Source organism: Mycolicibacterium lacusdiani (assembly GCF_021916785.1).
Taxonomy (GTDB): Bacteria; Actinomycetota; Actinomycetes; order Mycobacteriales; family Mycobacteriaceae; genus Mycobacterium; species Mycobacterium lacusdiani.
In genome coordinates, this window is record NZ_JAKCFC010000001.1 from 632,159 (window position 1) to 657,808 (window position 25,650).

At 68.8% G+C, this 25,650-nt stretch carries 26 protein-coding genes; 8 read left to right on the forward strand and 18 right to left on the reverse strand.

What is annotated here, in order from left to right; translation table 11 throughout:
• Window positions 1-4 precede the first annotated feature (4 nt).
• On the reverse strand, window positions 5-406 hold the full coding sequence (locus LOK44_RS03140; RefSeq protein WP_237568597.1) for an Rv2175c family DNA-binding protein: 402 nt from the start codon (window positions 404-406) through the stop codon (window positions 5-7).
• 23 nt (window positions 407-429) lie between these two features.
• On the opposite strand from LOK44_RS03140, the gene LOK44_RS03145 reads away from it, so the two are divergent.
• Complete coding sequence (locus LOK44_RS03145) at window positions 430-1,575, forward strand: protein kinase domain-containing protein (RefSeq protein ID WP_237568598.1); 1,146 nt, start codon at window positions 430-432, stop codon at window positions 1,573-1,575.
• Here LOK44_RS03145 and LOK44_RS03150 read toward each other — a convergent pair.
• The 3 genes from LOK44_RS03150 to LOK44_RS03160 form a co-directional block, all read right to left on the reverse strand.
• Complete coding sequence (locus LOK44_RS03150; RefSeq protein WP_163916923.1) at window positions 1,572-2,972, reverse strand: class II 3-deoxy-7-phosphoheptulonate synthase; 1,401 nt, start codon at window positions 2,970-2,972, stop codon at window positions 1,572-1,574. The genes LOK44_RS03145 and LOK44_RS03150 overlap by 4 nt on opposite strands.
• A gap of 74 nt (window positions 2,973-3,046) precedes the next feature.
• The gene (locus LOK44_RS03155) at window positions 3,047-3,556 is read right to left on the reverse strand and encodes a polyadenylate-specific 3'-exoribonuclease AS (RefSeq protein WP_237568599.1); all 510 of its coding nucleotides are present in this window, start codon (window positions 3,554-3,556) and stop codon (window positions 3,047-3,049) included.
• A 2-nt stretch (window positions 3,557-3,558) separates the two neighbouring features.
• Window positions 3,559-4,446: a hypothetical protein gene (locus LOK44_RS03160; RefSeq protein ID WP_237568600.1), complete on the reverse strand. Its 888-nt coding sequence runs from the start codon at window positions 4,444-4,446 to the stop codon at window positions 3,559-3,561.
• A gap of 115 nt (window positions 4,447-4,561) precedes the next feature.
• Between LOK44_RS03160 and LOK44_RS03165 the strand changes: the two genes are divergently transcribed.
• A complete protein-coding gene (locus tag LOK44_RS03165; RefSeq protein ID WP_237568601.1) occupies window positions 4,562-5,893 on the forward strand; it encodes a glycosyltransferase 87 family protein in 1,332 nt (443 codons plus the stop codon).
• On the opposite strand, the gene LOK44_RS03170 is transcribed toward LOK44_RS03165, so the two are convergent.
• From LOK44_RS03170 to LOK44_RS03190, 5 genes are all read right to left on the reverse strand, one after another.
• Window positions 5,836-6,561 (reverse strand): lysophospholipid acyltransferase family protein, encoded by a 726-nt coding sequence (locus LOK44_RS03170; protein ID WP_237568602.1) that lies wholly within the window; start codon window positions 6,559-6,561, stop codon window positions 5,836-5,838. The two genes, LOK44_RS03165 and LOK44_RS03170, sit on opposite strands and share 58 nt — an antisense overlap.
• 91 nt (window positions 6,562-6,652) lie before the next feature.
• Entirely contained in the window at window positions 6,653-7,012 is a 360-nt protein-coding gene (locus tag LOK44_RS03175; protein ID WP_237568603.1) for a hypothetical protein, read from the reverse strand.
• Entirely contained in the window at window positions 7,009-8,283 is a 1,275-nt protein-coding gene (locus LOK44_RS03180; RefSeq protein ID WP_237568604.1) for an ArsA family ATPase, read from the reverse strand. Before LOK44_RS03180 ends, LOK44_RS03175 begins: the two co-directional genes overlap by 4 nt.
• Window positions 8,280-8,717 (reverse strand): SRPBCC family protein, encoded by a 438-nt coding sequence (locus tag LOK44_RS03185; protein WP_163916909.1) that lies wholly within the window; start codon window positions 8,715-8,717, stop codon window positions 8,280-8,282. Before LOK44_RS03185 ends, LOK44_RS03180 begins: the two co-directional genes overlap by 4 nt.
• A 58-nt stretch (window positions 8,718-8,775) precedes the next feature.
• A complete protein-coding gene (locus LOK44_RS03190; protein ID WP_237568605.1) occupies window positions 8,776-9,165 on the reverse strand; it encodes a polyketide cyclase / dehydrase and lipid transport in 390 nt (129 codons plus the stop codon).
• 125 nt (window positions 9,166-9,290) lie between these two features.
• Here LOK44_RS03190 and LOK44_RS03195 point away from each other — a divergent pair, with 125 nt between their 5' ends.
• Window positions 9,291-11,099: an AMP-dependent synthetase/ligase gene (locus tag LOK44_RS03195; protein ID WP_237568606.1), complete on the forward strand. Its 1,809-nt coding sequence runs from the start codon at window positions 9,291-9,293 to the stop codon at window positions 11,097-11,099.
• Here the strand turns inward: LOK44_RS03195 and LOK44_RS03200 are convergent.
• The 4 genes from LOK44_RS03200 to LOK44_RS03215 form a co-directional block, all read right to left on the reverse strand.
• The gene (locus LOK44_RS03200) at window positions 11,096-12,238 is read right to left on the reverse strand and encodes a glycosyltransferase family 4 protein (RefSeq protein WP_237568607.1); all 1,143 of its coding nucleotides are present in this window, start codon (window positions 12,236-12,238) and stop codon (window positions 11,096-11,098) included. The two genes, LOK44_RS03195 and LOK44_RS03200, sit on opposite strands and share 4 nt — an antisense overlap.
• Window positions 12,239-12,247: 9 nt before the next feature.
• Window positions 12,248-13,084, reverse strand: a complete 837-nt coding sequence (locus LOK44_RS03205; protein WP_237568608.1) for a peptidase — start codon at window positions 13,082-13,084, stop codon at window positions 12,248-12,250.
• Window positions 13,053-14,186 (reverse strand): peptidoglycan hydrolase RipC, encoded by a 1,134-nt coding sequence (ripC, locus tag LOK44_RS03210; protein ID WP_237568609.1) that lies wholly within the window; start codon window positions 14,184-14,186, stop codon window positions 13,053-13,055. Before ripC ends, LOK44_RS03205 begins: the two co-directional genes overlap by 32 nt.
• Window positions 14,187-14,338: 152 nt before the next feature.
• Window positions 14,339-14,566 carry a hypothetical protein gene (locus tag LOK44_RS03215; protein WP_163916895.1) on the reverse strand — a complete coding sequence of 76 codons (228 nt, stop codon included), beginning with the start codon at window positions 14,564-14,566 and terminating at the stop codon, window positions 14,339-14,341.
• Between the two features lie 167 nt (window positions 14,567-14,733).
• Here LOK44_RS03215 and LOK44_RS03220 point away from each other — a divergent pair, with 167 nt between their 5' ends.
• Window positions 14,734-16,548, forward strand: a complete 1,815-nt coding sequence (locus LOK44_RS03220) for a DEDD exonuclease domain-containing protein (protein WP_372481182.1) — start codon at window positions 14,734-14,736, stop codon at window positions 16,546-16,548.
• Between the two features lie 9 nt (window positions 16,549-16,557).
• Here LOK44_RS03220 and trpD read toward each other — a convergent pair whose 3' ends face one another.
• Window positions 16,558-17,640: an anthranilate phosphoribosyltransferase gene (trpD, locus tag LOK44_RS03225; protein ID WP_372481159.1), complete on the reverse strand. Its 1,083-nt coding sequence runs from the start codon at window positions 17,638-17,640 to the stop codon at window positions 16,558-16,560.
• 102 nt (window positions 17,641-17,742) lie between these two features.
• Between trpD and ctaE the strand changes: the two genes are divergently transcribed.
• Genes ctaE through qcrB form a run of 4 tightly spaced genes read left to right on the forward strand, consistent with a single transcriptional unit; the run spans window position 17,743 to window position 22,152 of the window.
• Window positions 17,743-18,354, forward strand: a complete 612-nt coding sequence (gene ctaE / locus LOK44_RS03230; protein ID WP_163916889.1) for an aa3-type cytochrome oxidase subunit III — start codon at window positions 17,743-17,745, stop codon at window positions 18,352-18,354.
• A 29-nt stretch (window positions 18,355-18,383) separates the two neighbouring features.
• The gene (gene qcrC / locus LOK44_RS03235; RefSeq protein ID WP_237568611.1) at window positions 18,384-19,196 is read left to right on the forward strand and encodes a cytochrome bc1 complex diheme cytochrome c subunit; all 813 of its coding nucleotides are present in this window, start codon (window positions 18,384-18,386) and stop codon (window positions 19,194-19,196) included.
• Entirely contained in the window at window positions 19,193-20,425 is a 1,233-nt protein-coding gene (qcrA, locus tag LOK44_RS03240; protein WP_237568612.1) for a cytochrome bc1 complex Rieske iron-sulfur subunit, read from the forward strand. The genes qcrC and qcrA overlap by 4 nt, the downstream gene beginning before the upstream one ends.
• A 56-nt stretch (window positions 20,426-20,481) precedes the next feature.
• Window positions 20,482-22,152, forward strand: a complete 1,671-nt coding sequence (qcrB, locus tag LOK44_RS03245) for a cytochrome bc1 complex cytochrome b subunit (protein ID WP_372481183.1) — start codon at window positions 20,482-20,484, stop codon at window positions 22,150-22,152.
• A gap of 220 nt (window positions 22,153-22,372) precedes the next feature.
• On the opposite strand, the gene LOK44_RS03250 is transcribed toward qcrB, so the two are convergent.
• From LOK44_RS03250 to ctaC, 4 genes are all read right to left on the reverse strand, one after another.
• Window positions 22,373-23,038 (reverse strand): DUF2561 family protein, encoded by a 666-nt coding sequence (locus LOK44_RS03250; RefSeq protein ID WP_237568614.1) that lies wholly within the window; start codon window positions 23,036-23,038, stop codon window positions 22,373-22,375.
• Entirely contained in the window at window positions 23,038-23,874 is an 837-nt protein-coding gene (locus tag LOK44_RS03255; RefSeq protein ID WP_237568615.1) for an MmpS family transport accessory protein, read from the reverse strand. Before LOK44_RS03255 ends, LOK44_RS03250 begins: the two co-directional genes overlap by 1 nt.
• 152 nt (window positions 23,875-24,026) lie before the next feature.
• Window positions 24,027-24,446, reverse strand: coding sequence for a cytochrome c oxidase subunit 4 (locus LOK44_RS03260; RefSeq protein ID WP_237568616.1), 420 nt, complete (start codon window positions 24,444-24,446; stop codon window positions 24,027-24,029).
• A 15-nt stretch (window positions 24,447-24,461) separates the two neighbouring features.
• Window positions 24,462-25,490 carry an aa3-type cytochrome oxidase subunit II gene (gene ctaC / locus LOK44_RS03265; RefSeq protein WP_237568617.1) on the reverse strand — a complete coding sequence of 343 codons (1,029 nt, stop codon included), beginning with the start codon at window positions 25,488-25,490 and terminating at the stop codon, window positions 24,462-24,464.
• Window positions 25,491-25,650: the final 160 nt, after the last annotated feature.

Sequence of the window (25,650 nt, forward strand, 5' to 3'; positions counted from 1 at the left end):
ACGGTCAATACGCCATCGCCTGGGCGCGCCGCACGACCTCCCGCGCCTGATGCGAGTGCAGCGCATCGACCGGCCGGGCGTTGGGCTGAGGTGCCGACCCGCCGTCGCGGATGACCGTGAGCGACTCGTCCGGGGTGAACAACCACCGCACGATCTCGGTGTCCTCGAATCCTCCGTCGTGCAGCACGACCAGCAGACCGGGTAGCGACTTGACCACGCGGCCGTCTTCGAAGAAGACCTTCGGCACCACGACGGAGCCGCCTCGGCGCACTCCGAGCAGGTGTCGTTCCTTGAGGTGCTGGATCACCTTGGACACGGGGATGCGCAGAAGGTTTGCGACGGCGGGGAGGTCGTAGACCGCCTCGTCGGAGTCGAGGACGTCATCGGCGGCCGGAATGTTGCTCACGGCACCGAGTCTAAGATGCACGCGTGGAGACCAGCCAGTGTTCGGACCCGCTCGTCGGTGCCGTCCTGGATGGTCGTTACCGGGTGGACACCCCGATCGCGACGGGAGGCATGTCCACCGTGTACCGCGGTCTCGACATCCGACTCGATCGGCCGGTCGCGGTGAAGGTCATGGACCCGCGGTATGCGGGCGATCAGCAGTTCATGGTCCGGTTCCAGCGCGAGGCACGGGCGGTCGCGCGGCTGAAGCATCCGGGACTGGTCTCGGTCTACGACCAGGGACTCGACGGCAGGCACGCCTTCCTGGTCATGGAACTGGTCGAGGGCGGCACACTGCGCGAACTGCTCGAGGAGCGCGGCCCGATGCCGCCGCACGCGGTCGCCGCCGTGCTGGCCCCCGTGCTCGGCGGGCTGGCGGTCGCCCACCGCGCGGGTCTGGTGCACCGCGACGTGAAGCCGGAGAACGTGCTGATCTCCGATGACGGCGACGTGAAGATCGCCGACTTCGGGCTCGTCCGTGCCGTCGCCGAGGCGAAGATCACGTCGACCAGCGTCATGCTGGGTACCGCGGCCTACCTGTCGCCCGAACAGGTCGGCACCGGTGACGCCGGCCCGCGCAGCGACGTCTACGCCGTCGGGATACTCGCCTATGAACTGCTCACCGGCGCCACGCCGTTCACCGGTGACAACGCGTTGGCCGTCGCCTACCAGCGGATGGACAACGACGTGCCGCCGCCGAGCGCTGCGATCGCAGGCGTGCCAAGCCAATTCGACGACCTGGTGGCGTGTGCGACGGCCCGCGATCCCGACGACCGGTTCGCCGACGCCCAGGACATGGCCGCCGAACTCGACGACGTCGTCACCGAACTCGGCCTGCCCGCGTTCCGGGTGCCCGCGCCGCGCAACTCGGCGCAGCACGCCGCGGCCACGGTGCACCACGTACGCCGGCCGACCCGGGCGTTCACCAGGGGCCCGTCGAGTCCCGACGAGGTCGAACACCGCCGTCCCGCAGGCCAATTCGCGGGCATCGAGATCGACGAACTGGAACTGGCGAGGCAGCGCGGCAAGCGGGTCACCACGTTCTGGCTGATCGCCATCCTCACGCTGACCGGCTTGATCGCCGCAGGCGCCTGGACGCTCGGCACCAACCTGCCCGCGCTGGGGATCTAGTCCCGGAGCATCTCCGCAACGAGGAATGCCAGCTCCAGGCTCTGCTGCGTGTTCAGCCGCGGGTCGCATGCCGTCTCGTACCGGCCGGCGAGGTCGGTGTCCGAGATGTCCTGTGCGCCACCGAGACACTCGGTGACGTTCTCACCGGTGATCTCGACGTGGATGCCACCCGGGTGCGTGCCGAGGCTGCGGTGCACCTCGAAGAAGCCCTGCACCTCGTCGACGATCCGGTCGAAGTGCCGCGTCTTGTAGCCGGTCGACGACTCGTGGGTGTTGCCGTGCATCGGGTCGCACTGCCAGATCACCCGATGGCCGGAGGCCTCCACCTTCTCGATGATCGCGGGAAGCACGTCGCGCACCTTGCCGTTGCCCATCCGGCTGACCAGAGTCAGACGACCTGGCACGTTGTTCGGGTCGAGGCGCTCGACGTACTCGACCGCCAGTTCCGGTGACGTGCTCGGCCCGATCTTGATGCCGATCGGGTTGGCGATCACCTCGGCGAACGCGACGTGCGCCCCGTCGAGCTGGCGGGTGCGCTCCCCGATCCAGAGGTAGTGCGCCGACAGGTCGTAGAGCTTCGGGCTGGACCCGTCGACCTCGGCCCCGTCGTAGTCCATCCGCAGCATCGCCCGCTCGTAGTCGAGCACCAGCGCCTCGTGGCTGGCATAGATCTCGGCGGTCTGCAGGTTGCGGTCGTCGACGCCGCAGGCGCTCATGAAGCGCAGACCGCGGTCGATCTCACCGGCGAGCGCCTCGTAGCGGGCGCCTGCGGGCGAGGTGCGGACGAACTCGCGGTTCCAGTCGTGCACCTTCTGCAGCGAGGCCATGCCCGACGACGTCAACGCACGCACCAGGTTCATCGCGGCACTGGCGTTGGCGTAGGCACGCACCAGCCGCGACGCGTCGTGGTCGCGCACCGAGGCATCCGGCGCGAACCCGTTGACCATGTCGCCGCGGTAGGACCGCAGGCCCAGCGCGTCGATGTCCGACGACCGCGGCTTCGCGTACTGCCCGGCGATGCGGGCCACCTTGACCACCGGCATGCTGGCGCCGTAGGTGAGCACCACCGCCATCTGCAGCAGCGTGCGGATGTTGGCGCGGATGTGCGGCTCGGTGTTGTCGACGAACGTCTCGGCGCAGTCGCCACCCTGCAGCAGGAACGCCTTGCCGAGGGCGACGTCGGCCAGGTGGGCCTTGAGGCGCTCGATCTCCGAAGGCACGGTCACCGGCGGGACGCTCTCGAGCACCGTCCGCATCGCCTTCGCCTGGCTGGCATCCCAGCTGGGCTGCTGCAGCGCGGGCTTTGCCAGCGCGGCGTCGAGCCGGTGGCGCAGATCCTCAGGCAGCGGCGGCAGATCCGGCAACTGGTCGATGGGTACGTCGACGGTCCAATTCACCCGTCCATGGTAGCGGGCAGGAACAGTCGTTTTCGCCAGCGACCGTCAGGCACCCCACCGCGCATACCCGCAGCTCAGGAGCGCACCGCCCAGGACCCATCGTCGTCGTCGGCCGTCATCAGCTGATATCGGCGCAAGTTGTGCTTGGCGTCGACCAGCGCGTCGTGGGCATCGCGCGGACGCGGCGGCATCCTCGGCGAACCCCGTTCCTCCCAGAACTGCCGCAACTCCCTGGTGAACCGAGGGATCGCCGGGGGTAGGTCAGTCATCGGTCCCCACAGCTGGCACAGCACCACGTGGTCGTATGCGCCGACCCATGCCCACAGTTCGATGGTCTGGTCACCGTCGATGTCGAAGAAGTCCTCGAGGTCCGACCGGATCTCCCGCCGCGAGCGCCACTGCCGCGACGAGGGTGACGGCAGCTTCGGCAGGACGTGCTTGCGGACCCACGGGCCCGCACGCTCGGGGTCGAACTCCGAGGAGATGGCGTAGTACTCGCGGCCGTCCTCGGCCGCCACCCCTATGGAGATCAACTCGATGGTGCGGCCGTCGTCGATGAACTCGGTGTCGTAGAAGTACCGCACGCTCAGGCCGCTCCCCTGGTGGTCGTCGTAGCCGCCGGGGCCGTGACCGACGGGGCGGGCGCGGCGTGAATCTCGCGATCGAGTTCCGCGTCGACCTTCGCATCGTCCGGGAACTGCGGTTCACCGGCCACGATGTGCTGCAGCCACAGTTTTGCCTGTACGACGGGCCTGCGCAGCTTGCGCTCGCGCTCCAGCGCCGTGTGCATCTTGCGCGGCCGCGTGGTGTACCGCCAGCGCGCCCACGGCGCATGCGGCCGGGACAACCGCACCGCCCCCACGATCAGCAGCGGCGTGATGAACATGCCGACCAGACCCGTCCACACCTTGCCCTTGAGCAGCACCACGACGGCCAGCAGCAGCGTGAGCACGGCGATGACGATCACCGTGGCCCTCGCCTCGATCGAATGGTCGTCGCGCCAGATGCCGACGTCGAAGAACGACAGCGGGTTGAAACCCAGGACGAGCAGGCCGGCGACGGCGACCGCGGCGAACACCGCATCGACCGAGGTGCGGCCGTCCTCCGCCCAGTACACGTCCTGCAGGTGCAAGATCAGCGCGAACTCGTCGAGCACCAGTGCCGCTCCGATGCCGAATCCGATTGCAGCGACGGTGAACTCGACCACACCCCCGTTCACAGCCAGCGTCACCATGGTCACGCCGGAGACCATGACGAGGACCACGCCGATCACCACGTGGTGGATGTGCAAGCCACCACCGGCCGAGATGTTGCGCGGCTGCCACCACTTGCGTGGCGCGTCGCTGCCGGCATGCCTGCGGATGTAGCGGACGATCGTGCGCGTCACGAAGAACGTCAGGATGAACGCCACCAGGCAGCAGAGCAGGGGAATGCGATCACGCGTGACGAAGTCGAATTGGACCGTGAGGTGCACGACCGGAAACTTACGCCGACCTGCACCCACCGCGGTGTCGTTGGGTCCCGGACGCGCCGGGGCGGGCGGAGCGACGCGAGAGTACGCCGCCCCCACCGATACGCTGTGACCCGACATGAGTAAGCGGCAGACGCCCGGTCGGGCTGGGTGGTGGCCAACCGTGGCGTGGCGATCGTTCCAGCTCCTCGTGCTGGTCGCCGTGGCATGGGCGGGCTGGCGACTCCTCGGTCACACGCCGTATCGCATCGACATCGACGTCTACCGGATGGGCGGTCGCGCGTGGCTCGACGGCACGCGGCTCTACAGCGCGGACACCGTCTTCCACACCGAGGCCGGGCTCGATCTGCCGTTCACGTACCCGCCGCTGGCCGCGATCGTGTTCGCTCCGTTCGCGTGGCTGCCGCTGCCGGTGGCCAGTGCGACGATCACCGTCATCACGTTCGTACTGCTCATCGCGTCGACGTGGATCGTGCTGACCCGCCTCGGGGTGTGGTCGAACTCCGCCGCCGTGACCGATCCGGCCTGGGCACGCCGCGGATGGGTCGCCGCAGCGATCGTGGCCCCGGCCGTCGTCTACTTCGAGCCGATCCGGGCGAACTTCGAGTTCGGCCAGATCAACGTGGTGCTCATGTCGCTGGTCATCGCCGACCTGGTGCCGCGCCGGACGCCGTGGCCGCGCGGACTGCTCCTCGGCATCGGGGTGGCCCTCAAGCTGACGCCCGCGGTGTTCGTGCTCTACCTGCTGCTGCGCCGCGATACCAGGGCCGTGCTCGTCACGGCCGCGTCGACGGTGGCCGCGACGCTGCTCGGCGTCGCACTCGCCTGGCGCGACTCCTTGCAGTACTGGACCGAGACCGTGCACGACACCGGCCGGATCGGCACCGCGACGCTGAACACCAACCAGAACATCGCTGGTCTGCTGGCACGTCTCGGCATCGGCGACGACCTGCGGTTCGTGCTGTGGACGGCGGCATGCTTCGCCGTTCTGGGGCTGACGGTGTGGGCTGCGCTGCGCATCCTGCGCGGCCAACGTGCCGACCCGCCATCCGCGATCGACGAGGCGCCGGTGCTGGCGCTGACCTGCGTGGCGATGTTCGGCCTGGTGGTATCGCCGGTGTCGTGGTCACACCACTGGGTGTGGGTGCTGCCGACGCTGCTGGTGACCACGGTCGTCGCCTACCGCTACCGCGACGTCGCACTGGCAGTCCTGAGCGCCGGCGGCATAGCGCTGATGGTGTGGACGCCGATCACGTTGATGACACCGCACGAGGAGACCGCGGCGCCGCTGTGGCGCCAGCTGGCCGGTGGCTCCTACCTGTGGTGGGCGCTGGCCGTGATCGTCGCGGTCGGCGCGGTCGCCGGACGGCTGCGATCGACTACTCGGCGGGATCAGCCGGCAGCGGACTCCGGAAACCTACTGGCCGGCTTTCCGGCATCCCCCTCCTGAGCAGTCTTGACGTCGGCCGCATACAGGTCGACGTACTCCTGGCCGGATAGCTGCATCAGTTCGTAGACGACCTCGTCGATGACGGCGCGCTCGATGAACCGGTTGCCCGCGAGCCCCTCGAAGCGGGAGAAGTCCATCGGCTTGCCGAACCGGACCTCGACGCGGCCGAACCGCCACATCTTGCTTCCCGGGGGGTTCACCTGGTCGGTTCCGATCATCGCGACCGGAATGACGGGGACGCCGGTGGTCAGCGCCAGGCGGGCGAGCCCGGTCTTGCCCTTGTAGAGCCGCCCGTCCGGTGAGCGGGTTCCCTCGGGATACATGCCGAGCACCTTGCCCGCGCCGAGGATGCGCTCCGCTGTGGTCAGTGCTCCTTGGGCGGCGTCGGCGTCGGTGCGGTCGATGGGGACCTGCCCGGCGGCGGTGTAGAACCACCGCTGGAACCAGCCCTTGAGCCCCGTTCCGGTGAAGTACTCGGCCTTGGCCAGGTAGGTGATCCGGCGGTTGACCACCAGGCACTTGTAGAAGCTGTCGGCGACCGCGAGGTGGTTACTGGCCAGGATGACCGCTCCGGAACTCGGAACATTCTCGAGCCCTTGCACTTTCGGGCGGCCGAGCAACTGCAGCAGAGGTCCCATGAAGACGTACTTGAACAGCCAATACCACATGGAACCTCCCGCAGCGGGCGCCCGGACGGAGCCCTGAGACGACTTTACCCACGCGTTGAGAGCCCGACCACACGACCACCCGCGCGGTGACCTACTCGTCGACGTCGATCGGAATCCGTTGATAGCGGCCCGGCTCCGGTGCCGGCGGTGCATCGTCGGCCACGGGCGCGTCGGCCGTCGGGCCCGCCGGGGTTGGGGTCTCGGCCATGGTGTCGACCATGGCGCGCACGACGGTCAGCAACGCGACGCTGTGCTCGGCAACCACCGTCAGCAGCGGATGCTGCTCACCGCTGATAAGTGCAGCTATCGCACACACCGGGCACCAGACCTGTTCGCACTTGCCTTGGCCGCCGCCCATGGCCCGTGCGGCGGCCATCCGGACGGCCGGGTCGAGGCGCTCGAGGATGGCCTGCGCGAGCTGACGCAACTCGGGAGCGTGATCCTCGCTCATGTCGGCCACACCTCCGGGTTGGGTCGGAATCGGACGGTCAGTTCGGTGCCGCGCAGGTGCGCTCCCGTCACGATGCACCTCCGCAGAACGGACGCCAGACGAACCCGCCGCCGCATACCCCCCGCACCGACGATCAAATCGTCGTCGACGCGACCGAGTGTCAGCGCCGACGGATCGACCTGCGGCAACTCCAACCGTAGCCGGTACACCGCGTCCAGCCCGGACCCGGATTCACGGTCCACGACGGGCGTGGGCGGCGGTGGTGGCGGGGAGCCGTCCCGCAGGCGTGCGGCGTCGAGCAGTTCGGCGAGCGCCTTGGGCCCGATCGGCTCACCGGCGACGTGCGGCACCAGTACGAGCTTGACGTCGCCCACGGCCGTGTCGATGTCGGTCAGCACCGCCTGCTGCTCGGCGATCCGTTCGGTGTACCAGTCGAAGGCCGGGTGGTCGGGCAGATTGCTGTACTCGAAGGAATCGTCCTGCAGCAGCACCTGATTCACGATCAGCTCGTTGACCGCCACGCCCATCAGCGCGAGCGAGCCCATGGTCCGGACCGCCTCGGCGGCGACGACCCGCTCCGGCGTCAGCACCAGGTGAGCGGCCACGCGATCGGCGTCGACGAGCAGCGCACCCAGTCGCTGGGTACCCGCGGTGATCCGCTCGAGCAGGGCGATGACGCCCGTGGCCCGGTCGTCTTCGGACGCCAGCGACAGCCTGCGGTGGCGGGGCCATGCGCGCTCCAGGTACAACTCGAACGTCGCGGGCAACGTCAGCATGCGCATGGCGTCGGCGGTCGATGCGCAGTCCACGACGACGTGATCCCACGTGCCCGAGGCCGCCAGCTCCCCCACCTCGTGCAGACCGAGCACCTCCTGGATGCCGGGAAGCGCCGAGAGTTCCTCTGGCGCAACGTCACCGAGGTCGGACTCGGGAAACCGGGCCGATAGCGTCGCCGCGATCTCGCGCCAGTGCCGCTCGAGCAGCGCGAGCGTGTCGAGCGCCAGCGCATCGAGGAAGCCGCCCCCGGTACCCGTCAGGCCGGTCTCGAGGTCGGCGAGGATCCTGGTGGGGTTGCGCTCGCCCGTCGGCGCCACGGTCGTGCCGAGCACGTCACCGGTGGAGTGCGCCTGGTCGGTCGACACGATCAGGACGCGCGCACCGCTGCGCGCCTCCCGGACGGCGGTCGCCGTGGCCAGCGTCGACTTGCCCACTCCGCCCTTGCCGACGAAGAGGCTGATCCGGGTTGCGGCCACCGCCCCGCTGCCCGTCACTCAGCCTCGGCGCGCTTCTTGAGGTCCTTGAGCGCGGTGTCGGTCAGCCTGCGCTCGGCCTTGCGCTTCAGCAAGCCGATCATCGGGATCACCAGGTCGACGGAGAGTTCGTAGGTCACGTCGGTGCCAGACCCCTTGGGTTTCAGCCGGTATGCCCCGTCGAGTCCCCGCAGCAGCGAGCTGGACACCAGCGACCACGTCACCGACTGCCGGTCGGCAGGCCACTCGTAGGCGAGCACCATCGTGTCCTTGAGCACCGCGGCGTCGAGCACCAGCCGCGCGCGGCGCGGATACCCGTCGTCGTCGGTCTCGAGGACCTCGGTCTCCTTGTACTCGTTCACCCAGTCGGGGTAGGAGCCGATGTCGGCGATCACGTCCATCACGGTGCCCGGATCGGCATCGATGTAGATCGTCTGTGCAGTCTTGTCCGCCACGTGTTCCCTTCCCCGGGTGTCTTCGGAAAGATACCCGTAGCGCCTTGCCGGCCCGCCGTCATGCCAGCCGGGATACCCCGATCTCGCGTGTTCTCTCAAGGGAACGCTTCAGTTCGAAGGACATCTCCTTGCCCGCCACCCGTCGCCGATGGTTCATCTTCGGCAGGTCCATCCGGGCCAGCTCCCACGCCGCGACGCCGGAGGGTTCGGCGTGCAGGAAGTAGTGCACCACGACGCCGTCGAGGACGGGTTCGAGCCACACCTCCATCGTCCCGGTGAGCGCACCCGTCACCGTCCAGCGATGGCCCTGTGAGCCTCGGTCCTGAACCACGGTGAGTCGCAGGTCCGGCCACCAGCGCCGCCAGCTGGCGGGATCCGCCACGGCCGCACCGACGGTCTCGGGGTCGGCGCACACGAACGTCTCGTCCGCGATCTGAATGCTGTTCATCGCGCCCTAGCTTCACACATCGCCCGAAGCGGCGGCAGCCGAACCCGACAGGCATGGAGAGGCCATTACGCTGGTATTCCGTCCGTGACCCACGGCTGCCGGCAAACCAGCGAAAGGCCAAGATCGTGCGCGAGTTCAGTGTTCCCGCATCGTTCACCGTCGACGAGCACGACAACATCGTCGGCGTCGTGTTCACCCACGAGCGCGAGGACCCGAATCACGTCATCGCCCAGCGTCTGGTCGGCGGGGCCTGGACCGACGTCACGTGCGCCGAGGTGGCGGCCCAGGTGCGAGCCACCGCGCTGGGACTGATCGCCGAGGGCGTCCGGCCCGGCGATCGCGTCGCCGTGCTGTCCTCGACGCGCTACGAGTGGCCCATCATCGACTTCGCGATCCTGGCCGCGGGGGCGGTGACGGTGCCGATCTACGAGACGTCGTCGGCCGAGCAGATCCGGTTCGTGCTCGCAGACTCCGATGCGGTGCTCGCGTTCGCCGAGACCGACGCGCATGCCGACAAGATCGAGCAGCAGCGCGGCGAGCTGCCGGAGCTGCGCAGCGTGCTGCGAATCGAGGGTTCGTCGGAGGCGGCGCTCGACCGCCTCGCCGCGGCGGGGGCGGACACCGATCCGTCGGTGCTGGACGCCCGGCTCGCGGGCATCAGGTCGGCCGACGCCGCGACGTTGATCTACACCTCCGGCACGACGGGCAGGCCCAAGGGCTGCCAGCTGACGCACTCCAACCTGCTCTACGAGATCCGCGGGGCGAAGGCGTGCTTCCCGGATCAGCTCGACAAGGGCGAGAAGCTGCTGGTCTTCCTGCCTCTGGCGCACGTGCTGGCGCGAGCCATCACCGTCGCCGCCTTCACCAACAAGGTGACGCTCGGCTTCACCAACGACGTCAAGAACCTGGTCCCGACCCTGGCGGTGTTCAAGCCGACGCTGGTGGTGTCGGTGCCTCGGGTGTTCGAGAAGGTCTACAACACCGCCGAGCAGAACGCCCGCAACGACGGCAAGGGCCGCATCTTCGAACTCGCGGCGAACACGGCGATCGACTGGAGCCAGGCCCAGGACACCGGCGGCGCGGGGCTGCTCCTGCGGCTCAAGCACGGACTGTTCGACCGCCTGGTCTACGGCAAGCTGCGCGCGGCACTTGGCGGGAACTGCCGCTCGGCGATCTCCGGCGGCGCGCCGCTGGGCGCCCGGTTGGGCCACTTCTACCGCGGCGTGGGGTTGTCGATCTACGAGGGCTACGGACTGACGGAGACCAGCGCGGCGATCACCGTGAATCGGGTGAACGGACTGAAGGTGGGTTCGGTCGGAAAGCTGGTGCCCGGGAACGCGATGCGCCTCGGCGACGACGGCGAGCTGCTGGTCAAGGGCGGCGTGGTGTTCGGCGGGTACTGGAAGAACGAGGAGGAGACCAAGGCCGTCTTCACCGACGGCTGGTTCCAGACCGGTGACCTCGGCGCGATCGACGACGACGGCTTCCTCACCATCGTCGGACGCAAGAAGGAGATCATCGTGACAGCGGGCGGCAAGAACGTCGCGCCCGCGATCCTGGAAGACCGCATGCGGGCGCACCCGCTGGTCAGTCAGGCGATGTGCGTGGGTGACGCCCAGCCGTTCATCGCCGCACTGGTGACCATCGACCCCGAGGCGTTCCCCGGTTGGAAGGAACGCAACGGCAAGGACGCGAACGCGACGGTCGCCGACCTGGCCGAGGATCCCGACCTCGTCGCCGAGGTCGAGTCGGCGGTCGCCGACGCCAATCAGGCGGTGTCCAAGGCCGAGGCGATCCGCAAGTTCCGGATCCTGCCGGTGGACTTCACCGAGGACACCGGTGAGCTGACTCCGACGCTGAAGGTGAAGCGCAAGGTGGTCGCGGAGAAGTTCGCGGGCGACATCGAATCGCTGTACTCCAAGGCGGGCGGCTAGCCGGTCAGCAGCTGGGACAGCTTGCGGCCCCTGGCCTTCCACTGCCACTCCTCGACGACCCAGCGCCGGCCGGCCCGCCCCATCGCGGCGGCCCGGTCGGGGTCGGCGAGCAGGTCGCCGACGGCTGCGGCGACCGCCCCGACGTCCCAGCCGTCGACCACCAGCCCGGTCTCGCCGTCGCGCACCGACTCCGGCGCACCGCCGGAGCGGCCTGCCACCACGGGCACCCCCGTCGCCGAGGCCTCGAGGAACACGATGCCGAGACCCTCGACGTCCAGACCGGCGCCCCGGGTGCGGCACGGCATCGCGAAGACGTCGGCCATCGCGTGGTGGGCCGCCAGTTCCTCGGACGGCACCCCGTCGGTGAACACGACGTGGTCGGAGACGCCGAACTCCCGGGCCAGCCGGTGCAGCGTCTCGCGGTACGGCCCGCCTCCCACGATCACGAGGGCGGCACCGTCGACGCGTTCGCGGATGGTGGGCAGGGCGCGGATCAGCATGTCCTGCCCCTTGCGCGGCACCAGCCGCGACAGGCACACCACGACGGGGCGGTTCCCGAGTCCGTAGCGGGCCCGCAGTTCGGCCCGCGCTACCGAGTTCGGTTCGAAGCGCTCGGTGTCGACGCCCGGGGCGAGGTGTTCGAGCGCTGCCCTCGGCCCGAACGCCGACGCGAACCGGCCACGGGTGTACTGGCTGACGTAGGTGATCACGTCGACGTCGTTGCCGATGCGCCGCAGCGCCGAGCGGGCGACCGGCAGCATCGACCACCCCACTTCGTGCCCGTGCGTGCTGGCGATGACGCGGCTCGCGCCCGCGGACCGAGCGAGCGGGGACAGCAGGGCAAGGGGCGCTGCGGCACCGAACCAGACGGTGTCGATCTCGTGCTGCTCGATCAACCCGCGCATCCGCCGCGCCACCGAGGGTTCGGGCACCATCAGCGTGGTCGGGTGGCGCACGACCTCGTAACCGACCTTCGCGGCCTGCCGGTCGTAGGCCGACGAGTCCTTCCACTTCGGCGCGTAGACGGTCAGCGTGTGCTCGCCTGCTGCGACCAGTTCGTCGACCAGGTTCTCGAGATACGACTGGATTCCACCGCGCCGCGGCGGGAAGTCGTTGGTGACCAGCAGGATCCGAGACATCAGGTCAGGTTAGCCGCCGAGCCATCGCCGCCAATCGGCCAGCACGACGGGCACGTCGGCGCCGAGCGTCTCCCGGATGGCGGTGTCGGTGTCGCGATGACCGGGTCGGCAGGCCGCGACGTACAGCTCGCGGAGCACGTCGACGCCGTACCGGTCGGCCACGAACCGGCTGAACCACCAGGCGCGGTCGTAGGCCACCGATCGCGCATGCCCCACCGCGTCGAGGTCGGCGTCGGTCGGCAGGTTGCCGAGTTCGACGACGTCGGCGCGGTCGGGTCGGCGCTGAGTGGCCGGACGTCCGACGAAGTCGGCGACGCCCTCGGTGAGCCACCGCGGCGCGTCGGCGGCGGTGGCCGGCCGCGCCGCGTAGTGGAACAGTTCGTGGCCCAAGACGATTTGCAGTGAGGAGTCGCTCATCCCGGCGGCGCCGGGCGCGAACACGATGCGCTCGGACGTGGTGACCGCGGCGATGTCGGAACCCGGTCCGTTGCCGCCACCGCCGAGCGTCGCGAACTGTTCGTCGGAACCCGTTGCCACGATCGTGACGTCACGGCGCCAGTCGTCACCCCAGAACCGCGTGACCGCGTCGGCGGCACCGTCGAAGTCACGCCGGATCCGGTCGGCCAACCCGGCCGCCACCGGACCCATCGGTATGACCGCCACGGTGCGCGCCGCGGCGGGCTGCGACGGGACTACCGGGGTCGGAGGTGACGCAGCGGGCCACGCGAGCAGCGTGATGGCCACGGCCTGCTCGACGACGAGGAGCAGACCCAGCGCTGCGCGCCGGGGTGCGGTGAACCCAGGGTCGTTGAACTCAGTACCGGCGAACGTTGTGGATCGGCGCATTGTTCACCGGCGCGACCGCCACCGGTGAGCCGTAGGTCGACGCGTGCACCATCATTCCGTCGCCGATGTAGATGCCCACGTGGGAGGCGTCGGAGTAATAGGTGATGAGGTCGCCGGGCTGCATCTGGTCCGTTGAGACGGCCTGACCGCCGCGGGCCAACGCCTGGCTGGAGTGCGGGAGGTTCTTGCCTGCCTGACCGAAGGCCCACATCACCAGGCCGGAGCAGTCGAACGCGTTGGGTCCCGAGCCGCCCCAGGAGTACGGCGAGCCGATGCGGGTGAGCGCGGCCTGCACGGCCATCTGACCCTCGGCGGCAGGCGCGGGCGGTACGACGGCGGCCTCGGGCGGTCCCATGGGGCCGACGGGAGCGGCGGCCAGGATCTGCGGTCCACCGTCACCCGGCGGCACTGCACCCGGGGCGGGAGCGGGCGCGGGTGCTGGCGGAATCGCGGCGAGCGCTTCGCGCTGGGCGGGGGTCAGGGCGGTGTACTGCGACTTCACGACCGCGATCTGCACCTGCAGCTTGCTCTGCTTGGACTGCAGTTCGGCACGCACCGCGGCGGCCTGCTCGGCGGCGGTCTTGGCCTCGGCGGCGGACTTGGCCGACGCGGCCTCCGAGCGTGCGGCCTCGGCGTTGACCTTCTGGAAGCTCTGCATCTGCGTCGACATCTCGGTCGCCATCACCCGCTGCACGGCGAGCTGGTCGATGAGCTGCTGCGGGGAAGCGGCGGTCAGCATGGCGTCGAGGCCATCGGTGCGGCCACCCATGTACTGCGCGGCAGCAACTTTGTTCACAGCACCTTGGAAGGTTGCCAGCTGAGCCTTCGCGGCACCGGCCGCGGCCAGGTCAGCGGCGTGCTGCGCATCGGCCATCTCCTGCGCCGCGACCTTCTCGGTCAAATCGAGCTGGGCGCTGTGCATTGCCTCGGTGGTCTGCTCGGCCTCGCGGGACAGCTCGTTGAGCTTCGCCAGGGCGTCAGCGGCGGGGTCGGCCTGCACACCGCCGGCCAGCGCACCCGACATCACGGCCAGCGCGACTATCGCACCTGCGACGGGTCGACGAATTCCACGTGTAATCCGTTGCGTGCGGTCGAACCTCAAGATTTCGCGTCCTCACAACTGCCGTTGGGTAGCGGGCCAATCTGGGCGTAGGTCTCAGATAGGTTACGAAACGGCTTCGGGGTTGTCCAACAGAAGCCCCGAATTTAGCAGCAGGACGGGAATAATTTCGCTGCGAGTACGGTGTGGCGACTCTAGGCAACGCCAGGTTCACCGTGGCGGTGGATCGGAACCAGCCGCAGTCGCGGCGCCATCCCCACGTCAGCGAGCACCTCGAGCGCCCGGCGCTCGTCGGCGCGCAACGTCTCGGGGATTCCCAGCAACACACTGACGACGCAGTCGTCACATCCGGGCCCCCGCACCGCGCAGTCGTCGCAATCGATCACGACGCTGCCGGTGTCGGGCATCTCGTCCCGTGCCATGAGCACTCCTCTCGTTGAGTCATCCGCACGCTAACGGCGCCCACCGACAGGACACGCCGCCCGGCGAGCGCGGGTGAACTACACCGGTGTCAGTCACCCCGCCTACGGTCATCGCCATGGGTCGACCCGGCAGCCCGCCCACTGCACGAAGCGCCGTATCGGCGCAGATGACGCTCGACGAACTCGAGGGCGAGTCTGGACTGTCGCTGCGCGACACGACGTTCGTCGTCGTCGACCTCGAGACCACCGGGGGCCGCGCCAACGAGAGCGCACCGGGCCGCGGCGACCACGACCAGATCACCGAGATCGGGGCTGTCAAGGTTCGCGGCGGCGAGATCATCGGCGAACTCGCCACGCTCGTCGACCCGGGCAGGTCCATTCCGCCGCAGATCGTCTCGCTAACCGGCATCACCACCGCGATGGTGCGCGACGCCCCGCGGATCGAGTCGGTGCTGCCGTCGTTCCTGGAGTTCGCCAAGGGCGCGGTCGTGGTCGCGCACAACGCGGGTTTCGACATCGGCTTCCTGCGCGCGGCGACCGAACGCTGCGACCTCGTCTGGCCGCGGCCGCCCGTGCTGTGCACGGTCAAGCTCGCCCGCCGCGTGCTGACACGCGACGAGGCGCCGAGCGTCAAGCTCTCGGCCCTGGCCCGCCTGTTCCACGCGACGACGACGCCGACGCACCGCGCGCTCGACGACGCGCGGGCCACCGTCGACGTGCTGCACGCCCTGATCGAGCGCGTCGGCAACCAGGGCATCTACACCTACCCGGACCTGCGGTCGTACCTGCCCGACGTCACGCCGGCCCAGCGCAGCAAACGACACCTGGCCAATTCGGTGCCCAGTCGGCCCGGCGTCTACCTGTTCCGCGGACCCGCCGACGAGGTGCTCTACGTCGGGACGGCGATCGACCTGCGCCGCCGGGTCAAGCAGTACTTCAACGGCGCCGACACCCGCACCCGGATGAAGGAGATGGTCGCTCTCGCAACGGCAGTCGACCACGTCGAGTGCGCACACGACCTCGAGGCCGGCGTGCGGGAACTACGCCTCCTCGCCGCGCACGCGCCGCCCTACAACCGGCGCTCCAAGTTCCCGCACCGTTGGTGGTGGGTGGCCCTGACCGACGAGCCGTTCCCCCGCTTCTCGGTGGTCCGCAATCCCACGCACGACGACATCGTCGGCCCGTTCCGGGCCCGGGCCGACGCCGCCGAGACCGCAGAGCTGATGGCGCGTCACACCGGTCTGCGCACCTGCGGCGGCCGCCTGGCCCGCACCGCACGACACGGCACCAAGTGTCCCGAGCGCGAACTGGCGCCGTGCCCGGCCGCGCGCGACGTCGGCGCCGACGAGTACGCCCCGGCAGGCGAGCGGGCCCGGCGTCTCATCACCGGGGCCGAGCGCACCGCCCTCGCCTCCGCACTGGCCGCGGTCGACGACCTCGCGGCGCGGGGTCTCTACGAGACCGCGGCGCGGCTGCGCGACCACGTGGCCACGACGATCGACGTCCTGTGGCGGGGGCAGCGGCTCCGGGCGCTGGTCGCCGTCGCGGAACTGGTCGCCGCACGGCCCGACGGGAGCGGCGGCTGGCACCTGGCGGTCGTACGGAACGGGCAACTCGGCGCGGCAGGCAACGCCGCGCGCGGGGTGCCGCCGATGCCGGTCGTCGAGGCCATCTGCGCGGGCGCCCAGACCATCCTCGCGATGCCTGCGCCCCTCGGCGGGGCCCTGGTCGAGGAGACCGCCCTGATCGCACGGTGGCTGAGCCAGCCGGGCGTGCGGATCGTGCGCGTCGCCACGCGAACGGACCCCGACACCGGCGCGGATGCCGGCTACGCCAGCCCGATCGGCGCAGCGGGTGCGCTGACCGAGTGGGCGGCGCTCGCGCGCTCGGCGCGGCTGGCGGCGCGTCAGCTCACCGAGGATCCCCTCGACGACCGCTACGGGGTGACACCCGTGCCGCGACCGCTCAGAGCTTCTGGGTGAAGCGCACGCTCACAATTTCTGGGTGAACCGCACCCAGCGGCCCAGGAGTCGTTCTGCCGCACCGGAATCGAGCGCCTCGGTCGCCCGGGCCAGGCCCGACTCCCAGGCAGGCACCCACTTGGCGTCGCTGGACAGCCCGGCGTGGGCGACCATCGCGCCCGCCGCATTGAGCACCACCGCGTCACGCACGGGACCCTTCGCTCCGCCGAACACCTCCCGCACCGACGCGGCGTTGGCTTCGGCGTCGCCACCGGTCAGCTCGCTGAGGTGCGCCCGCTGGAAGCCGAAGGCCGCCGGGTCGAACGTCAGCCGTTCCACCGTGCCTGCCTGCACCCGCCAGATGGTGCTGGTGGTCGTCGTGGTCAGTTCGTCGAGGCCGTCGTCGCCGTGCACCACCAGCACACTGGATCCGCGCTGCGCGAAGACTCCTGCCATCACCTCGGCGAGATCGCCCCACGCGCAGCCGATCAGCCCGGCCCGGGGTGCCGCGGGGTTGGCCAGCGGGCCGAGGAGGTTGAACACGGTGGGCACGCCGATCTCGCGGCGCACGACCGACGCGTGCCGGTACGACGGATGAAACTGCGGCGCGAAGGCAAAGCCGATCCCGACCTCGGTGACGCTGCGCGCCACGTCATCCGGTCCGAGGTCGATCTTCACGCCCAGCGCCTCGAGGGTGTCGGCACCGCCGGACAGCGACGACGCGGCCCTGTTGCCGTGCTTGATCACCGGGACGCCGCACGCGGCGACGACGACCGCGGCCATCGTCGAGAGGTTCACGGTGTTCGCGCCGTCACCACCGGTGCCCACCACGTCGACGACCTCGCGGCCGATGACGTCGGTCGGCACGCGGCGGGCGTGCTTGAGCATGATGTCGGCGAGTTCGGCGACCTCGGCGGACGTCGGCCGCTTCATCTTCATGGAGACGGCGAATCCGGCGATCTGCGCCGGGGTCGCGGCCCCGGTCATGATCTGGTCCATCGCCCAGGCGGCCTGCCCGGAGAGCAGCGTCTGATTGGTGGTCAGACGGCCGAGGATCTGGGGCCAGGTGAGCGATTCTTCGGATGGCACGAGGGTGAGCCTATCGGCTGCCACCGGACCGTCCGACCGCGGCAGAAGCGCTCGATGAGACGGGAATGTTACGAATCACCCGACCCGGGTGGAGTTCGACAACTACAAAGCGTCATACTTCTTATTGTGACGAGCGCTGTAGGCACTTCCGGAACCGCTATCACGTCGCGGGTCCATTCGCTGAACCGTCCGAACATGGTGAGTGTTGGCACCATTGTCTGGCTTTCGAGCGAGTTGATGTTCTTTGCTGGACTGTTCGCGATGTACTTCACCGCGAGGGCCCAGGCCGGGGGCGACTGGCCCCCTGCCCCGACCGAGTTGAACCTCGCGTTGGCCGTGCCCGTGACGCTGGTGCTGATCGCGTCGTCGTTCACCTGCCAGATGGGCGTCTTCGCCGCCGAACGCGGCGACGTCTACGGCCTGCGCCGGTGGTACACGCTGACCTTCGCGATGGGCCTGTTCTTCGTCCTCGGCCAGGGCTACGAGTACGTGCACCTCGTCGAGGAGGGCACCACGATCCCGGGCAGCGCCTACGGCTCGGTGTTCTACCTCGCGACCGGCTTCCACGGCTTGCACGTCATCGGCGGTCTCGTCGCCTTCGTGCTGCTGCTGATCCGAACCCGGATGAGCAAGTTCACCCCGGCTCAGGCCACTGCGGCGATCGTCGTGTCGTACTACTGGCACTTCGTCGACATCGTGTGGATCGCCCTGTTCGCCGTCATCTACTTCGTTCGATGATCATGAAGCTTCCGATGAGAAGGGTTTCGATGACCAGCAAGTCCCGCCGTCGGTTCCGCCGACGCCTGTCGGCAGCACTGCTGCTGTTCATCGGACTCGCACTCGCGGGCGGCATGGCCGCGACCCTGACGCCCAAGCCTCAGGTCGCCCAAGCCGACGAGTCGCAACTGGCGCTGCTCCGCACGGGCAAGCAGCTGTTCGAGACGTCCTGCGTGTCGTGCCACGGCGCCAACCTGCAGGGCGTGCCGGACCGTGGCCCCAGCCTCATCGGCACCGGCGAGGCCGCCGTGTACTTCCAGGTCGGCACCGGCCGCATGCCCGCCATGCGCGGCGAGGCACAGGCTCAGCGCAAGGACCCGGCGTTCGACCCGCATCAGGTCGACGCGATCGGCGCGTACGTCCAGGCCAACGGCGGCGGCCCCGTCGTTCCCCGCGAAGCGAACGGCGAGATCGCCAATGCCTCCCTCATCGGCGACGACGTCGCTCGCGGCGGCGACCTGTTCCGCCTGAACTGCGCCTCCTGCCACAACTTCACCGGCAAGGGCGGTGCACTGTCGTCGGGCAAGTGGGCGCCCGACCTCGGCGAGGCCGCCGAAGTGCCCGCGCAGGTGTACACCGCGATGCTCACGGGTCCGCAGAACATGCCGAAGTTCTCCGACCGGCAGCTGACCCCCGAGCAGAAGCGCGACATCGTCGCGTACGTCAAGACTGCGGCTCAGACCCCCGATCCCGGCGGCTACGGGCTCGGTGGCTTCGGACCCACGTCCGAGGGCATGGCCGCCTGGATCATCGGAATGGTCGGCGTCATCGCCGCTGCAATGTGGGTGGGATCGCGAGCATGAGCAACGAAACGGGCACCGAACACTCGGGCACCGAGGGCACGCCGAAGGGCACCGACACCCCGGGTCAGCTGGGCGCGCCCGGCCAGCCCACCGACGAGCAGCTCGCGAAGATGTCGCGCGAGGAACTCGTTCGCCTCGGCGCCAAGCTCGACGGCGTCGACACCGTCTTCAAGGGACCCCGCTTCCCCGTCGAGGGCACCAAGGCCGAGAAGCGCGCCGAGCGTGCAGTGGCCTATTGGCTTCTGCTGGGCGGCATCTCGGGCCTCGCCCTGATGGTGATCTTCATCTTCTGGCCGTGGGAGTACAAGCCCTTCGGTGCCGAAGGCGAGCGCATCTACAGCCTCGCGACGCCGCTGTATGGCCTCACGTTCGGCCTGTCGGTCCTCGCGATCGGCATCGGCGCCGTGCTGTACCAGAAGAAGTTCATCCCGGAGGAGATCTCGATCCAGGAGCGCCACGACGGCGCCTCCCCCGAACTGCACCGCCGGACGATCGCGGCGCAGCTGACCGAGACGCTCGACGGCTCGACCATCAAGCGCCGCAAGATGATCGGACTCTCCCTCGGCATCGGCCTCGGTGCGTTCGGTGCGGGCACGCTGGTCGCCTTCCTTGGTGGTCTGATAAAGAACCCGTGGAAGCCCGTCGTCCCGACGGCCGAGGGCAAGAAGGCCGTGCTGTGGACGTCGGGGTGGACGCCCCGGTTCACCGGCGAGACGATCTTCCTGGCCCGCTCGACCGGCCTGCCGGGTGAGTCGCCGTTCGTGAAGATGCGCCCGGAGGATCTCGACGCCGGCGGCATGGAGACCGTGTTCCCGTGGCGCGAGTCCGACGGCGACGGCACCACCGTCGAGTCGTCGCACCACCTCACCGAGATCGCGATGGGCATCCGGAACCCCGTGATGCTGATCCGCATCCGGCCCGAGGACCTGCCGCGGGTGGTCAAGCGGCAAAACCAGGAGAGCTTCAACTTCGGTGATCTCTTCGCCTACACCAAGGTGTGTTCGCACCTGGGCTGCCCGTCGTCGCTCTACGAGCAGCAGACCTATCGGATCCTGTGCCCCTGCCACCAGTCGCAGTTCGACGCGTTGCACTTCGCGAAGCCCATCTTCGGTCCTGCAGCACGGGCGTTGGCACAACTTCCGATTACCATCGACCAAGACGGGTACCTCGTCGCCAACGGCGATTTCATCGAACCCGTCGGACCGGCATTCTGGGAGAGATCGTCATGAGTCCACAGAGTGGTACCTCCAAGCTCGGCGCCAGACTTGCCGCGCAGGGCGACGCGATGGACTCGCGTTACCACCCCTCGGCGGCCGTGCGCCGTCAGCTCAACAAGGTCTTCCCGACGCACTGGTCCTTCCTGCTCGGTGAGATCGCGCTGTACAGCTTCATCGTCCTGCTGATCACCGGCGTGTGGCTCACCCTGTTCTTCGACCCGTCCATGGCCGAGGTGACCTACGAGGGCGTCTACCAGCCCCTCAACGGCGTGCAGATGTCCCGTGCCTACGCATCGGCGCTCGACATCAGCTTCGAGGTTCGTGGCGGTCTGTTCGTCCGGCAGGTCCACCACTGGGCGGCGCTGCTGTTCGCGGCGTCGATCATGGTCCACCTGGCCCGCATCTTCTTCACCGGCGCCTTCCGCAGGCCGCGTGAGGCGAACTGGGTCATCGGCTCTTTGCTGCTGATCCTGGCCATGTTCGAGGGCTTCTTCGGTTACTCGCTGCCCGACGACCTGCTGTCGGGCACCGGCATCCGCGCCGCCCTCTCCGGCATCACGATGAGCCTCCCGGTCATCGGCACCTGGATGCACTGGGCGTTGTTCGGCGGCGACTTCCCGGGCACGATCCTGATCCCGCGGCTCTACGCCCTGCACATCCTGCTGCTGCCCGGCATCATGCTGGCGCTCATCGGAGCCCATCTCGCGCTGGTGTGGTTCCAGAAGCACACGCAGTTCCCCGGCCCCGGCCGGACCGAGAAGAACGTGGTCGGCGTCCGCGTCATGCCCGTCTTCGCGGTCAAGTCCGGCGCGTTCTTCGCGATGACGGTCGGCATCCTCGGCCTGATGGGCGGTCTGCTGCAGATCAACCCGGTCTGGGTGTTGGGTCCGTACAAGCCATCTCAGGTCTCGGCCGGTAGCCAGCCCGACTTCTACATGATGTGGACCGACGGCCTGATCCGCCTGTGGCCGGCGTGGGAGTTCTACCCCTTCGGGCACACGATTCCGCAGCCGGTCTGGATCGCCGTCCTGATGGGCCTGATCCTCGGCCTGCTGGTCGTGTATCCGTTCCTGGAGAAGCGGTGGTCCGGCGACACTGCACACCACAATCTGCTGCAGCGTCCGCGTGACGCACCGGTCCGTACGGCCATCGGCGCCATGGCGATTGCGTTCTACATCGTGCTGACCTTCGCGTGCATGAACGACATCATCGCGCTGAAGTTCCACATCTCGCTGAATGCGACGACGTGGATCGGCCGCATCGGCATGGTGGTGCTGCCTGCGATCGTGTACTTCCTGACGTACCGGTGGTGTGTCGGGCTGCAGCGCAGTGACCGTGCGGTTCTCGAGCACGGCATCGAGACCGGCATCATCAAGCGTCTGCCGCACGGCGCCTACATCGAGCTGCACCAGCCGCTCGGCCCGGTCGACGACCACGGTCACCCGATCCCGCTCGAGTACCAGGGTGCCGCTCTGCCGAAGAAGATGAACAAGCTGGGCTCCGGTGGTGCGACCGGTACCGGTGGCTTCCTGTTCCCGGACCCCGCGTCGGAGAGCGCTGCCGTCACCGCGGCCGCACACGCCTCCGAGCATCGGGCGCTGGTGGCGCTCAAGGAGTACCAGGACGAGGAGTACGGCTCCAACGGCCACGCCACCAACGGCCACGGGACCAACGGTCACGGCACCAACGGCCATGGGTCCAACGGCAATGGCAACGGCTCGTCGAACGGTCATCACTAGACAGCTCGACTAGCACTTCATCGAACTGCGGTGGGGGTCGTGAACCGGACAGGTTCACGACCCCCATCGCAGTTTTGAACGTATAGAGGGCTGCGACGGCGCACGAGTCCGGCGACGGCAGTGACGCGCACTCCGTCGAGACTGCAGTCAGGGTCGTAAACCACGCCGAATCACGACCCTCACCGCAGTCTCGGCGCCTCTAGGGGCCGGCGGGCAGCCCCTAAGCCAGGACCGAACGCAGCCGGCGCAGGAAGAACACCGGGATGGCCGGCATCGCCACGACGACGAGCCCCGCCAGGCCGTAGGCGATCCAGGCCGGGGTGTCGTGATCGGTCGCAGTCAGGTACGTCGCGACGCCGATCAGCGTGGCGGCCGCACCCATCGCCGCGGCGATGCCCGCAGGGCAGCGCAGGAAGATTCGTTCGACCGCCGCGGTTGGGAAGCCGACCCGGCTGCTCGCCGGCGGCGGCATTGACTGCCGCCTAATGGTGGGAGCGCCGGGCGCCCGCAGATTCGTCGTGGCGACCGGATCGCCGAACGCCCCACCCGTTCTGTCGGAACGCGGGGCGGCAGCCTCGGGCGTGGCCGCGTCGCCGGTCTGGCCCTCGAGTGCGGCGCGGCGAGCGCGGATCAGCAGTGGCACGGCGGCGACGATGACGATCAACGACACGGCGATCACCGCGTAGAGCAGCCACGGCGTGTCGGCTTCTCCCCCACTGCCCGAGTCGGCACCACCGAGTTTGGACAGGGCCACGACGGCCGCGACGCCTGCACCCAGAGCGGTCAGCCACAGGGCCGCCGCAGCACCAAGGAAGATGCGGTCGGTCGTGTCGAGCGACTCGGGGTTCAGCCGCGAGTTGCCGTCGGCGCGAATGTCATTGGTCATCAGCAGCTGGTCTGCCAATCGTTGGTCTGTGACGAAGCGATCGTCTGGCCGTCGCTGGTGGTGATGGAGCAGTTGAGCTTCGACAGCCGCAGCAGGCTCGAGGCCTGCACGGAGCCGAACTCCGACATCGAGATCGGGGTGACCGTCAGCGACCACGGGATGTATACGTTCTGCTGGGTGCGCTGCCGGCCCGAGGCGTCGGTGTAGGTCACCGAGATGCGGTCGAGCGGTGCCTTCGTCCCGGTCACGGTGTAGGTGATGAACCGGGGACCCGCGGGTGCGGTCGTGGTGGCCGGCGGGGGCGGAGGCGGAGGCGGTGCCTCGACCGGCGGAGGCGGTGCCTCGACCGGCGGTGGCGGTGGCGGCTCGCTCGACGGCGGGGGTGGCGGGGGCGGCGGCTCGCTGGTGGGCGGAGGCGGCGGTGGCGGCGGCGTGGTCGTGGTGGTCGTGGTCGTCGTCGTGAACTCGTCCTGGACCGGCGGACCCGAACTGGTCGTCGTCGTCGCGGGGTTGGCGAGATCGGTGCTGTCGGTGCGAGCGACCAGCAGCGTGACGGACACGACGAGTGCGATGGCGGCGACGATCGCGACGACGCCCACTACCCAGGGCCACTTGGGCGGTTCCTGGTCGATGGGTGGGGTCGGCGCCGCCGGGTCGTAGGAGTCGTAGTCGTAGAGACCGGTGTCCGGCGGCATGTACGGGCCAGCGGTGAACTGTTCGGATTCGGGGGCGGAGTACGCCCGCGAGTAGATCTCCGTCTCACCGGTGGCGGGTACGTCACGTCCCGGTTCTTCCGGAGTCGAAGATTCCGGTCCAGGGGGATTCGGCCCGCTCATCGCCTGTCCTCTACCAGCCTATCCTTCTCGACTGCTCGATCGGCGATGTCACCGTGACCGACCGCTGCCCCGGCAACACTACCCAACGCCACTCGTTGGAGGTTCACACGACGCGGCCAGTCGCCCGACTAGCGGTCGTATGGTGACGTGGGTCAGTGCTTCTCGACACCGGTGTAGTACTCGAAGACGAGTCCCGACACCGTCGCCAGCACGAACACGACACCGGCGACGATCAGCCATGGCAACCACATCGCCAGTCCGACCGCGGTGACCGATGCGGACAGTGCGATCAGCAGCGGCCACCAGCTGTGCGGGCTGAAGAAGCCCAGCTCACCGGCACCGTCGGCGACCTCTGCGTCCTCGTAGTCCTCGGGACGCGTGTCGAGGCGCCGCGCGACGAACCGGAAGAACGTCCCGGTGATCAGTGACAGCCCGGTGGTGAGGACGAGCGCGACGAAGCCCGCCCACTCGATGCCACCGTTGGCGTAGAGGTAGGTCAGCACGCCGTAGACGACGGCGGCCAATGCGAAGAACGCGGTGAGGAATTCGAACAGCCTGGCTTCGATGTGCATGTGTGTCGTCCCTACCTATCTCGCCTGCGGAGCCTGCTCGCCGCGGCGGGTGTCGAACGGCTTGGTCGTGATGGCCGTGCCCGGCAGCCCGATGGCCATCATGGCGTCGGCGTTGGTCGCGGTCGGGTTGTCCTGGCGGTACTGGAGGTAGGCCTTGAACTCGTTGGGTTCGACGACGCGAACCTCGAAGTTCATCATCGCGTGGTAGCTGCCGCAGTACTCGGTGCAGCGGCCGACGAATGCGCCCGTCTCCTGGATCTCGCTGATCTGGAAGACGTTGTCGGAGTTGTTGGCCTTGGGGTCCGGCAGCACGTCGCGCTTGAACAGGAACTCCGGGACCCAGAAGCCGTGGATGACGTCGGCGGAGGCGATCTGGAACTCGACGCGCTTGCCCTTCGGCAGGACCAGGACCGGGATCTCGGTGCTGGTGCCGATCGTCTCGATCTTGTCGAAGTTCAGGTAGCTGCGGTCTTCGGGGTTCATTCCGCGGATGGGTCCGACGAGTTCCTCGCCGTGTTCGTCGACGCCCTCGGGACGCGACACCATGGCTTCCTTGCGTGCGTCGTCGGCGCCGTCGTAGTCGAGGGTGCCGTCGGTGAAGGCGATCTTCTGGTAGCCGAACTTCCAGTTCCACTGGAACGCCGTGACGTCGATGACGACCTCGGGGTTCGGCTCCTTGTTCAGCATCTGCTCCTGCACCACGACGGTGAAGTAGAAGAGCACCGAGATGATGATGAACGGGATGACCGTCAGCGTCAGCTCGAGAGGCATGTTGTAGCCGAACTGGCGGGGCAGCTCGGTGTCGGTCTTCTTCTTCCGGTGGAAGGCGCTGGTCCAGAAGATCAGTGCGTAGACGATGCCGCCAACGACGATCGCCGCGATGATCGAGCCGATCCACAGTTCCCGGTTCAGCTTGCCTTCGGGCGTGATGCCGTTGGGCCAGCCGAGGCCGAGTACTTCGGACCAACTGCAGCCGCTGAGCAGGAGGGTCATCCCGCCCAGAACCACGGACAACGCCACAAGCTTCAGCCCGCGAGCGGTCACGTCGGCGCCTCCTATGAAGTCGGTGGACCGCTGCGCGGTCGGTGAAACCGGGTGAATACTACGCAGCGTAGACCACCCCGTCGGGCAGGAGCGAAGCGACCGGGGAATGTTCCGGCGGGCACGGCCGAAGCGACCGGGGGATGTGCCTTCGGGTCGGAGC

Bases quoted from the DNA above. Each gene is read 5' to 3' on its own strand.
- LOK44_RS03165 (WP_237568601.1), top strand. From the start codon at position 4,562: ATGAGTAAGCGGCAGACGCCCGGTCGGGCTGGGTGGTGGCCAACCGTG.
- LOK44_RS03170 (WP_237568602.1), bottom strand. From the start codon at position 6,561: ATGTGGTATTGGCTGTTCAAGTACGTCTTCATGGGACCTCTGCTGCAG.
- LOK44_RS03175 (WP_237568603.1), bottom strand. From the start codon at position 7,012: ATGAGCGAGGATCACGCTCCCGAGTTGCGTCAGCTCGCGCAGGCCATC.
- LOK44_RS03190 (WP_237568605.1), bottom strand. From the start codon at position 9,165: ATGAACAGCATTCAGATCGCGGACGAGACGTTCGTGTGCGCCGACCCC.
- LOK44_RS03200 (WP_237568607.1), bottom strand. From the start codon at position 12,238: ATGTCTCGGATCCTGCTGGTCACCAACGACTTCCCGCCGCGGCGCGGT.
- LOK44_RS03205 (WP_237568608.1), bottom strand. From the start codon at position 13,084: ATGCGCCGATCCACAACGTTCGCCGGTACTGAGTTCAACGACCCTGGG.
- LOK44_RS03215 (WP_163916895.1), bottom strand. From the start codon at position 14,566: ATGGCACGGGACGAGATGCCCGACACCGGCAGCGTCGTGATCGATTGC.
- LOK44_RS03220 (WP_372481182.1), top strand. From the start codon at position 14,734: ATGACGCTCGACGAACTCGAGGGCGAGTCTGGACTGTCGCTGCGCGAC.
- qcrC (WP_237568611.1), top strand. From the start codon at position 18,384: ATGACCAGCAAGTCCCGCCGTCGGTTCCGCCGACGCCTGTCGGCAGCA.
- qcrA (WP_237568612.1), top strand. From the start codon at position 19,193: ATGAGCAACGAAACGGGCACCGAACACTCGGGCACCGAGGGCACGCCG.
- qcrB (WP_372481183.1), top strand. From the start codon at position 20,482: ATGGACTCGCGTTACCACCCCTCGGCGGCCGTGCGCCGTCAGCTCAAC.
- LOK44_RS03250 (WP_237568614.1), bottom strand. From the start codon at position 23,038: ATGACCAATGACATTCGCGCCGACGGCAACTCGCGGCTGAACCCCGAG.
- LOK44_RS03255 (WP_237568615.1), bottom strand. From the start codon at position 23,874: ATGAGCGGGCCGAATCCCCCTGGACCGGAATCTTCGACTCCGGAAGAA.
- LOK44_RS03260 (WP_237568616.1), bottom strand. From the start codon at position 24,446: ATGCACATCGAAGCCAGGCTGTTCGAATTCCTCACCGCGTTCTTCGCA.